The organism is Vibrio sp. 1F263 (genome assembly GCF_041439035.1).
Classification (GTDB): Bacteria; Pseudomonadota; Gammaproteobacteria; order Enterobacterales; family Vibrionaceae; genus Vibrio; species Vibrio tasmaniensis_A.
Window position 1 is genome coordinate 1 of the sequence record NZ_JBGONI010000063.1, and the last position, 11,077, is coordinate 11,077.

General features: G+C 43.5%; 14 protein-coding genes and 1 pseudogene. 8 read left to right on the forward strand and 7 right to left on the reverse strand.

Annotation, left to right across the window (positions count from 1 at the left end):
* The 4 genes and pseudogenes from ACED25_RS21965 to ACED25_RS21980 form a co-directional block, all read right to left on the reverse strand.
* Nucleotides 1-526, reverse strand: a pseudogene (locus ACED25_RS21965) (flagellin); the annotation flags it as partial.
* Between the two features lie 297 nt (nt 527-823).
* Nucleotides 824-1,957, reverse strand: a complete 1,134-nt coding sequence (locus ACED25_RS21970) for a flagellin (RefSeq protein ID WP_371696094.1) — start codon at nt 1,955-1,957, stop codon at nt 824-826.
* 117 nt (nt 1,958-2,074) lie between these two features.
* A complete protein-coding gene (locus ACED25_RS21975; protein WP_371696095.1) occupies nt 2,075-2,998 on the reverse strand; it encodes a Dyp-type peroxidase in 924 nt (307 codons plus the stop codon).
* 65 nt (nt 2,999-3,063) lie between these two features.
* Nucleotides 3,064-3,525, reverse strand: coding sequence for a DUF2919 domain-containing protein (locus ACED25_RS21980; protein ID WP_032499208.1), 462 nt, complete (start codon nt 3,523-3,525; stop codon nt 3,064-3,066).
* Nucleotides 3,526-3,634: 109 nt separating this feature from the next.
* Between ACED25_RS21980 and ACED25_RS21985 the strand changes: the two genes are divergently transcribed.
* Nucleotides 3,635-3,979: a DUF2956 domain-containing protein gene (locus ACED25_RS21985; protein ID WP_135381670.1), complete on the forward strand. Its 345-nt coding sequence runs from the start codon at nt 3,635-3,637 to the stop codon at nt 3,977-3,979.
* 12 nt (nt 3,980-3,991) lie between these two features.
* Complete coding sequence (locus ACED25_RS21990) at nt 3,992-4,324, forward strand: DUF4156 domain-containing protein (RefSeq protein WP_371696096.1); 333 nt, start codon at nt 3,992-3,994, stop codon at nt 4,322-4,324.
* Nucleotides 4,325-4,401: 77 nt separating this feature from the next.
* On the opposite strand, the gene ACED25_RS21995 is transcribed toward ACED25_RS21990, so the two are convergent.
* Nucleotides 4,402-4,689, reverse strand: coding sequence for a helix-turn-helix domain-containing protein (locus ACED25_RS21995; protein ID WP_004734273.1), 288 nt, complete (start codon nt 4,687-4,689; stop codon nt 4,402-4,404).
* Nucleotides 4,690-4,894: 205 nt separating this feature from the next.
* On the opposite strand from ACED25_RS21995, the gene ACED25_RS22000 reads away from it, so the two are divergent.
* From ACED25_RS22000 to ACED25_RS22015, 4 genes are all read left to right on the forward strand, one after another.
* Nucleotides 4,895-5,242 (forward strand): ArsC family reductase, encoded by a 348-nt coding sequence (locus tag ACED25_RS22000; protein WP_012604570.1) that lies wholly within the window; start codon nt 4,895-4,897, stop codon nt 5,240-5,242.
* Between the two features lie 96 nt (nt 5,243-5,338).
* Nucleotides 5,339-6,475, forward strand: a complete 1,137-nt coding sequence (dapE, locus tag ACED25_RS22005; protein ID WP_012604571.1) for a succinyl-diaminopimelate desuccinylase — start codon at nt 5,339-5,341, stop codon at nt 6,473-6,475.
* Between the two features lie 46 nt (nt 6,476-6,521).
* Nucleotides 6,522-7,196, forward strand: coding sequence for a M15 family metallopeptidase (locus tag ACED25_RS22010; RefSeq protein WP_017103647.1), 675 nt, complete (start codon nt 6,522-6,524; stop codon nt 7,194-7,196).
* A gap of 8 nt (nt 7,197-7,204) precedes the next feature.
* Nucleotides 7,205-7,414, forward strand: a complete 210-nt coding sequence (locus ACED25_RS22015; RefSeq protein ID WP_135384107.1) for a DUF2897 family protein — start codon at nt 7,205-7,207, stop codon at nt 7,412-7,414.
* Nucleotides 7,415-7,579: 165 nt separating this feature from the next.
* Here ACED25_RS22015 and bamC read toward each other — a convergent pair whose 3' ends face one another.
* Together bamC and dapA are read right to left on the reverse strand one after the other, a co-directional pair.
* Nucleotides 7,580-8,626, reverse strand: a complete 1,047-nt coding sequence (bamC, locus tag ACED25_RS22020) for an outer membrane protein assembly factor BamC (RefSeq protein ID WP_371696098.1) — start codon at nt 8,624-8,626, stop codon at nt 7,580-7,582.
* A 49-nt stretch (nt 8,627-8,675) separates the two neighbouring features.
* Complete coding sequence (gene dapA, locus ACED25_RS22025) at nt 8,676-9,554, reverse strand: 4-hydroxy-tetrahydrodipicolinate synthase (RefSeq protein WP_135381675.1); 879 nt, start codon at nt 9,552-9,554, stop codon at nt 8,676-8,678.
* A gap of 372 nt (nt 9,555-9,926) precedes the next feature.
* Here dapA and ACED25_RS22030 point away from each other — a divergent pair, with 372 nt between their 5' ends.
* Nucleotides 9,927-10,469: a glycine cleavage system protein R gene (locus ACED25_RS22030; RefSeq protein ID WP_009847377.1), complete on the forward strand. Its 543-nt coding sequence runs from the start codon at nt 9,927-9,929 to the stop codon at nt 10,467-10,469.
* A 12-nt stretch (nt 10,470-10,481) separates the two neighbouring features.
* Nucleotides 10,482-10,952 carry a thioredoxin-dependent thiol peroxidase gene (gene bcp, locus ACED25_RS22035; RefSeq protein WP_371696100.1) on the forward strand — a complete coding sequence of 157 codons (471 nt, stop codon included), beginning with the start codon at nt 10,482-10,484 and terminating at the stop codon, nt 10,950-10,952.
* The last annotated feature ends 125 nt before the right edge of the window (nt 10,953-11,077 follow it).

Here is an 11,077-nt window from a genome sequence, read left to right on the forward strand (position 1 = left end):
AGCTGCTTCCGCCCATCTGGTCGTTATCAGAGCGCATGTCTTTCAGTTGAAGCATTACTGCCTCACCATTGTCTGCACCAATTTGGAATGACTTAGTACCGTGAGTACCGTTAAGCAGCTTGTTGCCACCAAAAGAGGTTGTTTCAGCGATACGATTTAATTCATCATTAAGCGCCGTTACTTCTTCTTGGATTGCTACACGGTCAGATTTAGTATTTGAACCGTTTGTTGATTGCAAAGACAAATCACGCATACGTTGTAGAATGTTTGATGTTTCATTCATCGCACCTTCTGCTGTTTGAGCGATAGAGATACCATCGTTCGCGTTACGTACAGCAACATCAAGACCGCGACTCTGAACGTTCAAACGGTTCGAGATTTGTAGGCCAGCAGCGTCATCTTTTGCGCTGTTGATTTTAGAGCCTGAAGATAGGCGTTCCATTGATGTTTGTTGAGCGCTGTTTGCACTGTTTAGGTAACGTTGTGCTGTCATTGCTGATACGTTGGTATTTACATTCACTGCCATGGTGATTTCTCCAATTGATTTTCCGGTATAGCGGCTTCCGACGTCTCGGAAAACCAAGTAGTTATCTCTAAGTTACTTTTAATAACGGCGTGAATGCTGAAACCTTTAGAAAAAAAGCAACAAAATTAAAGAAATAGCGAGAAAGGATAAGAAAGCGTGACTGGCAGTGAAATTATCAAAAAAAGATGAGAAAAAGGCTAAAGTTGTCGAAACGTCAGCCGGGGGAAATATTGTGTTTTAATTAACCAAAGGACTTTAGTTAACCGAGAATACCTTTATAAGAATTAACCTAATTTATTAGCCTAGCAGCGTTAAAGCTAAGTTCGGCGCTTGCTTAGCTTGAGCTAAAATAGTGGTACTGACTTGCTGCAGTATTTGTTGTTTGAGCATTTGAGTGGTTTCTTTGGCGTAGTCTGTATCTTTGATTCGACTGTTTGATGCCCCCAAGTTCTCATGAACATTTTCAAGGTTATTAATCGCATGGTCAAAGCGGTTTTGCATCGCCCCGAGTTCAGAACGGTGACTATCAACATACTTCATCGCTGTATCCAAAATAGACACGGCGCGCTGTGCTCCACCAACATCAGTGACATTAATATCATCGACTGACTCGTAATAACCCGCCGACATCGAAAGCTCACTGGCTAACGAGCCTGAGAAAGAGATCGTGCCTGCCGTGTCTTCGCCTGACATATAGATCTGAAGCTGCCCTTCATCATTGACGGAAGCCGAAACCAGATCCGTTTGACCATTGATATAAGTCGCTAGCTCTTCAATGTCATCGCCCGCTTTGGCGTTAATGTTGATCTCTTGAGGCTGACCAAAACGATCGGTAAACGCCATCGTCATATCTGTTTGGTTAGATTTAACTTCCCACGAGTCACTTGCCATGCCATTGGCAACATAGCTAAAGCCGCCCATGTTGATGTCATCAGTGCGCATGTTTTTCAAACTTATCTGCACCGCTTCACCAGAGCTGCCACCAATTTGAAATGACGAACTACCAAAACTGCCGTTAAGGAGCTTTTTCCCACCAAATGAAGTGGTTTCCGCAATTCGGTTTAACTCATCATTTAAGGCGGTTACTTCTTCTTGAATAGCCGTCCTTTCCGATTGGCTATTCGAACCATTAGTCGCTTGCAGTGACAGGTCTCGCATGCGTTGCATGATATTAGTGGTTTCATTCATCGCCCCTTCTGCTGTCTGCATAATGGAGATACCATCGTTAGCATTTCGAACCGCAACATCGATGCCGCTCATCTGTGTTTCTAATCGATTAGAGATTTGTAAGCCAGCAGCATCGTCTTTTGCACTATTAATACGACTCCCTGAAGCCAAGCGCTCCAAAGATTGGTTCAGCATGTTATTGGCATTAGAGAGATTCCTCTGAGCCACTAATGCTGAAACATTTGTATTAACAGTTATAGCCATAGACCTACACTTACAAAAAGATGATAAAACTTACGATTGCTCTTGTATCGACCTATTTATATAAAACTTTAAAAAAAGGAGCCTTGAGGCTCCCTTGTTTATTCTATTTGAGACGACTTACTTAATCGTTAATGCACTCAACATCTCAGCTGAAGGAGCAAAGTAGTAAGCGCCAGTAACGGCTTTAGTAAAGCGAAGCAGTTGGTCTGTTTTGCCATCTGTTTCGCCGTACATGCTCTCTAACATCGCATCGAAGTTATGACGAACGTTACAGTAAGCAATGAACAGTAAGCCGTGATCGCCCGTTGCTGTGCCGTAAGGCAGGCTATGACGAACGATTTTAAGACCCTTGCCTTCTTCTTTGATATCCACACGGCCAACGTGAGACGCCGCTGGAACATCGTCTAGCTCGATCGAATCTGGCTTAGTACGGCCAATCACTTTCTCTTGTGCCGATACGTTTAATCTATTCCAAGCTGGTAGGTTATGCACAAAACGTTGCACCATTACGTAGCTACCACCCGCGAATTTACCTTCAGGCACAATAGCCACTTCAGCGCGCTGTGCATCTTTCGGGTTTTCAGTGCCATCAACGAAATCAGTCATGTCACGTGAGTCTAGGAAACGGTAACCGTAAGTTTCATCAACCACTTCCACGTCCGCAGCTACTTCAGATAGCAATTTACGTAGGATGAAGAAGTGTAGGTCATGTCGGTTTGAATGACAGTGAATCAGAACATCAGACAGTGTGCTCGGTGCTGTGATATCACCTTCACCAAGCGCAGGAAAATCAATTAGATCAGAGGGAGCAGCTTGCTCAAACTTATCCCAAAAAGCTTTTGAGAATGCTACCGACGCCGTTAGGTTCGCATCAGGTTGAGTTTGGTTTAGCTCGTCGATTAGAGTCGGAAGCTTTTGAATTTCTGCTAGTACATTAGCAGTATTAGCGTTCACTTTAAGTTGAACGTAAAGAGCGAAAGGCCCAGCTTCAGGCAAAATAGCACTTTGAACGTTAGGCTGCTCATTTGAAACATTAAGCATAGATTATTCCTTCCAGTTTTAGCTTCTAAGTATAATTGTGAATGGTACAAATGTTTTGATGAGAATCAGTCTTCGTGCTCAACCACTTTAAAGCAATCCCTAGCGGCATGGCTATTGGTTAAATAAAGCGCTAACCAGAGGAGCAATAATAGGGTGATAGCATTTGACCAACGGAACCATCCGTTATCCAAATAGATTAAATAAATTGTATGGGAGCCCTGTGCCAAGATAGCCATCATGGTAACCCAACGTCCCCATGACACGACTTTGTTAAGGCGCTTTCTATCTGGAGATCTTAGTCCAAACAACCACATCAATAACAAACTAGGGACACTCAACGCAATCCCGACATAAAACATCTGGTGGTCTGGATAGATGGTCTCAAGAATATCCGTTCCCGACTCTCGGCTTGCGCCCGCAACAATGAAAACGACCAAAGCTTTCGCAAGAAACAGCCAACCTAACCATAATAAGATTGGGGCTTTCAAAAAGCCGTGTTTATCGTATTGTTCTATGGAGTACCGCACAACTCTCACTTTCACTTGTTTTCAAACCAACACTTTAACGCAAATCATTCATACTTAACTAGGTTTGCGTTATCTTATTGGTTAATCCGTTTTAATTGTCGAACTCAGTATGAAAAAGAAAACTAATACACCGTCTGTTGAATCTCAACAAGAAGCACTGAAGATAGCCAAAGCGACGCAAAAGCCAGCTCAAACCAAAGAACAAACAAAATTAATTGCTCAAGGTATCGAAAAAGGCATCGCACTTTACAAGAAACAGCAAAAAGAACGCAGCCGCCAAGCCGATAAAGCAAGAAAACGCGTACAGAAAGAGAAGCAAACTCAACAAACTAATCTAGACGAAGAGAGCAATGTAGACACAATTGTTGAAACAACATCAAATCACGCCAGCAAATTGCCGTGGTTACTATTGATCGCAAGCTGGGTAGGTTTCGCGATTTATTTGATGAAATAGCAGGATAAATGTATGAAAAAGGAATTAGTCGCTTTAGCTATGACAGGCATATTAGTCGGGTGCACGACACCGACAACAGTCCCACATAGCAAATCTGACCAAGTACAAATGGATTACCACGGACTGATTGATATCAACGAGTGCGAATATAAAGGGGAAGTCACCGGCAGCGAAGGCCACTGGTATAGTTATCTGTTTTACCCGAACGACACTCTGATTCAAGGCGCAATGAATGAGCTAAAGTCCAATGCTATTGGATTAGGTGCGGACACCGTAATTTTCACACTTCCCCAAGATTTTGCGACTTCCGTAACCATGTTGGGCACCGCTTATCAGTGTCGCTAATTCGACTTATCGGTAATCGGTAATCGGTAAGGAGAAGAAAGAAGAAAGAAGAAAGAAGAAAGCCAGCTTTCGCTGGCTTATGCACTAAATCCAAGGCTTGTTGCTATATCGCCTTTACGCTGGATAACCCATTGACTGTCAAATGGCCCCCAGTCGGATAATTGGTAATAGCCATCATTATGACGTCGCCCATCTTGAACAAACATAAGTTCAATACCGATCCCCGGTAACGCCTTGAGTACATCTTGAATAGTACGACGAGGCCACCCCGTTTTTTCGATGAGTTTAGGCACATTTGGCCTATCAAGGCTTTCCACTAACAATGCTAAATATAGCCGCCTTGCAAAAACAGGACTCAACTCCATTGACACCTCCTATATATGTGCAACTCAATTATTTCTTTTTTTGCTGACAACATGTTGAGGCTGATCAATAAGTCTCCAATAGTGACATTTTCTTACTGTTTTTTTTCACTCTATGAAATATTCCTCACTCTATTTTGTCTGAATTGCCGCTTCCTGATAGGATTCAACTCATAACAACGAAATAAAATCACCCAAAGGAAGAATAATGACTATCACTATGTTTGGCATTCCGAATTGCGACACCATCAAAAAAGCAAAAAAATGGCTAGAAGCTGAAGGTATCGAGTTCGAATTTCACGATTATCGCAAACAAGGCATCACTGAAGAATTAGTAACAAGCTTCTGTTCAGAGCTTGGTTGGGAGCTTGTGCTAAACAAACGTGGTACGACTTATCGCCAACTTTCTCAAGAGCAAAAAGACACATTAACGGAAGAAAAAGCCGTAATTCTGCTTGTTGAACAACCAGCAATGATCAAGCGCCCTATCTTGAAAGTCGATGGCAAGCTTCATATTGGCTTCAAAGCTGATCAATACGCTGCTATTTTTGCGTAATCAGCTGTATTAGAACAGATAACAAAGCGTTGAACTTCCCCTGTTCAACGCCTGAAATTAATGACTAGACGTTTAATTTAAACAAGGAACTCAAGGATGACAGACAGCCCAACTTTGGCTCTGGCAAAAGACCTAATCAGCCGTCAATCGGTAACACCAGAAGATGCAGGCTGCCAAGACCTGATGATTGAACGCTTAAAAGCGCTAGGTTTTGAAATCGAAGTGATGGTATTTGAAGATACGACGAACTTCTGGGCTCGCCGTGGTACCGAAGCCCCCCTATTTGCTTTTGCTGGTCACACTGATGTTGTACCTGCAGGCCCAATTGAGCAGTGGAACACTAAGCCATTCGAACCGACTATTATAGATGGTTTCCTGCACGGTCGCGGCGCGGCAGATATGAAAGGTTCTCTGGCTTCAATGGTTGTGGCTGTAGAACAGTTCATTGCTAAGCACCCTGATCACACAGGCTCAATCGGTTTCCTTATCACGTCAGATGAAGAAGGCCCGTTCATCAACGGGACAGTGCGCGTTGTCGAAGCATTGATGGCTCGTGGTGAGAACATCGACATGTGTATTGTTGGCGAACCATCAAGTACTGAGTACGTAGGTGATGTCGTAAAGAACGGCCGTCGTGGTTCTATCACTGGCGATCTAACGATTAAAGGCACACAAGGTCACGTTGCCTACCCTCACCTTGCGAACAACCCGGTACACAGCTCTCTGCTTGCGATCAATGAATTGGCGACGACCGAGTGGGACAAAGGTAATGATTATTTCCCACCAACCAGCTTCCAGATCCCAAATGTAAGTGCGGGCACTGGCGCATCAAACGTGATTCCTGGTGAATTTAATGTTCAGTTTAACCTTCGCTTTAGTACAGAGTTAAACAACGACATCATCGTTGAAAGAATCACAAATACACTCGACAAGTACGATTTCGAATACGATTTAAAATGGACATTCAATGGCGACCCGTTCTTAACCGACGCAGGCTCGTTGCTTGATGCTATTGTCGATGCAGTAGGTCACGTGAATGATGTTAAGCCGGCACTGCTTACCACAGGTGGTACTTCTGACGGACGCTTTATTGCTCGCATGAAGGGACAAGTGGTAGAACTAGGCCCTGTGAATGCAACCATTCACAAAGTTAACGAGTGCGTGAAAGTGGCTGATTTAGAGAAACTAACTGACATGTACGAAAGAACATTAGTGAACCTGTTCGCTAAGTAGTTTTTTCATCAGCGATTCATAGCATCTAATTATTGAGAGACACGTTATGACACCAGAGCAGCTAACCGGACAATCAGATTCTCATCTAGAACCTAACCTGATTGGCACCAAGACCTTCTTGGTCCACAGTGACGTCAAAGATGAACTGAACAACTTGATTGAAGCTGCTCAACTCGCTGGTTTTAAAATGGAGATTGCCAGTGGCTTTCGCGACTATGAAAGGCAATCTCTGATTTGGAACCGCAAGTTTTCTGGTGAAGCACCGATATTAGACTCAGAAAGCCAACCACTTGATGCTTCAACACTCAGTGAACATCAAAAGTTGTCGGCGATTCTTAGGTGGTCTGCGCTTCCCGGAGCGAGTCGTCACCATTGGGGTTGTGACTTTGATGTCTTTGCTCGCAATCACTTACCTGAGGGTACTCAGCTACAACTGGAACCATGGGAATACCTCACTGGCCACCAGCAAGTGTTTTACCAATGGCTGTCTGCCAACGCATCTCAGTTTGGATTCTTCTTTCCTTACAGCCAAGACCTTGGTGGTGTGGCAATAGAACCTTGGCATATAAGCCACCGTAAAGTTTCACAGTTGTGTTTATCACAGTTATCTCCCACTTTACTTGGCAAGCAACTCCAATCTAAGCCAATATTAGGGTATGAAATTATTGCGGAGCAGCTAGACGAGATCTATGCGCGCTTCGTCGCGAATATCAGTCATTAGGAGCGCTTATGTTAGAGTGGCTTACAAACCCTTGGGTTATCATCATCATCGTAGTTAGCGTTGTGGTGGGTAATATTGCTGCGCTCAAACAGACCGCTAATATGGATCTGACAGGTCGTAACAAAACAGAAAAAGACTTAGACAAGCTCAATCAATTGGATAAACAGAACCAAGAGAAAGCTCAAAAAGATGAGTCTACTAACAGCAAAAATACTTAGCCTAACGCCCTTGATGCGCTAGCCCCAACAAGTCAGGCGCGTGTGACTTCTTGTTAGCGAAATGACAACATAAATTGACAACACGCACATAAAACACTGACTAACAAACATAAAAAAGAGGACATTGTATGTCCTCTTTTTTTTTCTTCTAAATTTGCTCAGTGCTTATTCAGATTTTGCTTCTTTCTTGTCTTTGGTTTGGTCTGCAACGTGTGCCAATACCGGTACCATTGACTTAAGTAGCTCTTCTTCTACAGGCTTACCTGTTGCATCCGTTACGTTAATCGATGTACGGTTGCCAAGATCACCAAACAAGAAAGTGTAAGTACCTGGCGCTAAGTCAATAGGCTGTAGGCCAATCTCTTCCCAGAATTCATCATCTGGCGCTGCATACTTAGCTTTCACTGTACCTTGAGACTGATTACGCTCTTCAAGTTCAAAGCCCATCGTCGGTAGCAAGGTAGGTAGACGTTGCCACAATACGTTATATGGCGTACGAGCAATGATCACAGGGAAACCACTGCGGTCCGAACCCATTGAGATAGGAATACGTTTCACCAACTCTTGCGCTTTCAACGCAGCTTCAGCACGAAGATCTGCATCGTATCTCGCCATCACTAGATTCGTCAAGAACGCGTTGTAACGCTCTTTATTGGTTGCCGATACTGGTTTCTCTTCAGAACCTTCACGCCAATCAATCAGATTAATCTTGAAGCCATGGCGATTGTTCGCTTGGAAACGAGAGAGAGAATAGCGGCTACCAATCTCGACTTCTTCATCTTCAGAAACCCAAGTTACCCAATCAGTCTCAATGTCATTTTCTGACTGTTCACGAATGCCGATATTACGCTGGGTCAGCATATCTACAGCCGTTTGCCATACTCGGTCAGCCTCTTCAGCACGAAGGAGCCATAACGTCACTTCACCATTTTGACGCTCAGTACGAGCACCTGGGATCAGTTCAAGAACCTGTTGAGGAGGACGAATATCCACTTGACGACCGGTACCACCACTGAATTCACCGCTTGGGATATCAAAGTTTGGGTAAAACTGAGGCTGAGCATCTTCAGGCAATTGCCATTGTGAAAACTCAGGTGTTTCTAAGTATTCAAAATCATCTTTGGCTTGGCGACGTTGAGTCGGGCTGCCAGAACATGCTGTAAGAACGAAAACAGCCAGTGAACCGATCACTAGCTGGTGAGAATACTTCATTTATACTCCTAAATGCCGAAGGTTCGCTTCGGCATTGCTTTATACGTTTTTAGTAAATGCACGCTTCAGTCATTGCTTGAGCAACAACAGGTTGAGCTGGTTTTGACAGTTCAGTCAGTGGTAGACGTAAGCCACCTTCAGCAATCAGACCCATTTTGTGAACCGCCCATTTTACGGGAATAGGGTTAGACTCAACGAACAAATTCTTATGTAGAGGCATCAAACGCTCATTGATCGCTTCAGCTTCCTCAAACTTGCCTTCCTTCGCTAGCTTGAACATAGTCGCCATATCAGCAGCTGCAACATTGTTCGTTACAGAGATCACGCCATCGCCACCACGCTTAACAAATTCAAGACCTGTTAAGTCATCACCACTTAGTAAGATAAAGTCTTCGCCACAAAGTTCACGGTGAATTGCAATTCTTTCAAGATCACCCGTCGCATCTTTAAGTGCAACGATGTTTTCGATCTCGGCAAGACGAGCAACCGTTTCTGGCAACAAGTCTACCGCAGTGCGACCAGGTACATTGTAAAGGATCTGTGGAACGTCACTGACTTCAGCAATTGCTTTGTAATGTTGGTACAAACCTTCTTGAGTCGGTTTGTTGTAGTACGGCGTTACGCTCAGGCAACCAGCAATACCAGAACCATTGAGCAAACGGCTGAAAAGTACAGATTCGTGAGTTGCGTTTGCACCCGTACCAGCGATAACAGGAATACGGCCATCAGCAAATTCAACGACCTTATTGACGACTTTGACATGCTCTTCAATAGTGAGTGTTGAAGACTCACCAGTTGTGCCAACCGCAACCAGACCATCACTACCTGCTGCAACATGGTGATCAACTAACTTTTTAAGGCTGTCGAAATCCACTTCACCATCTGCATTAAATGGTGTAACTAGCGCAACGATACTTCCTGAAAACATGTCTATCTCCCTTAATTTATTCTTTTTGCATGTTACTGTAAGCCAATCAATAAACACAAGACATTAAAGTGGCTTACCAGCAACATCTGCAGTAAATATTGTCGTATGTTTGAGGTAAAACGACTTATAACGGCGTTCGACCTAGAATTTGGGTAACCTACACTCAATCTAGCGAATAGCTCAGCACTAGATGTCAGTAACAAGTAAGCAATGCTCTCACGCCACTCTTTGAATTTTGAACACTCTAAATATTCCTATTACTTGTTACATATTTGAAGCAAAGTGCCTCATAAAAGCCCCAAGCACACACTTATTCCTCTAGCTAACTGTGCTAACATGCATGAATCAATGGAATATAAGAGACGTGATTTTATGACTCAACATCTAGTAATCACAGCTGTGGGCACTGATCGCCCAGGTGTATGCAACCAAGTGGTTCATTTAGTCACCCAATCAGGCTGTAACATTATTGATAGCCGTATCGCTCAATTTGGCGAAGAATTTACGCTTATCATGCTACTGTCTGGAAAGGCAAACAACATCACCCGCGTTGAAACCACCCTGCCCTTGCTTGGACAAGAGCACGACTTGATTACGATTATGAAGCGAACCTCAACTCATGATGTGATTGAGAACTCTTACACAGTAGAGGTGTTCGTTGAGTCAGACGATAAAATCGGCCTTACCGAGCAGTTTACCCAGTTCTTCGCAGACCGAAACATCGGCCTCGATTCGTTAAGTGCGCGAACCATCAATAAATCTAAAGTTCAGCTCGACAACGACCAATTCCATATCTCTATTACCGCTTCTGTGCAATCAGAATGTAATTTGATGCAGCTACAAGAAGAATTCGACGCGCTGTGTCAGAGCCTATCTGTACAAGGCTCGCTCAACTTTATCAAAAACAGTTTTTAAAAAGGAAATATCATGAATACGCTAACGGCTGGTGTTCCAGCACCTGCTTTTTCTCTTCCAGATCAAGATGGCAATATCGTATCTCTTGGTGACTTCAAAGGTAAAAAAGTCCTTTTCTATTTTTACCCAAAAGCAATGACTCCAGGTTGTATTGTGCAAGCGGAAGGCCTGCGTGATATCAAAGCACAGCTTGATGATCTGAATGTGGTTGTTCTTGGTGTGAGTGTTGACCCAGTTAAACGCCTACCAAATTTCGTTGCGAAGAAATCTCTGAACTTCACACTTCTATCTGATGAAGACCACAGTGTTGCTGAACAGTTTGGTGTTTGGGGCGAGAAGAAATTTATGGGTAAAGTGTACGACGGTCTGCACCGTATTAGCTTTCTAATTGATGAAGAAGGTCAGATTGAACACGTCTTCAACAAGTTCAAGACTAAGACTCACCACGAAGTGGTTTTAGATTACTTCAACCCAGAAGTTTAATGTCGATTTTAGTGAGTTGATTCTCTAAATTCGCACCTAGCGAATCTAAATACACTACTCACTACTAAGCCTGTCTCGTCCTAAAATACGTTGACAGTTTTTCTACTAAGCCAACAGCGTCAGCT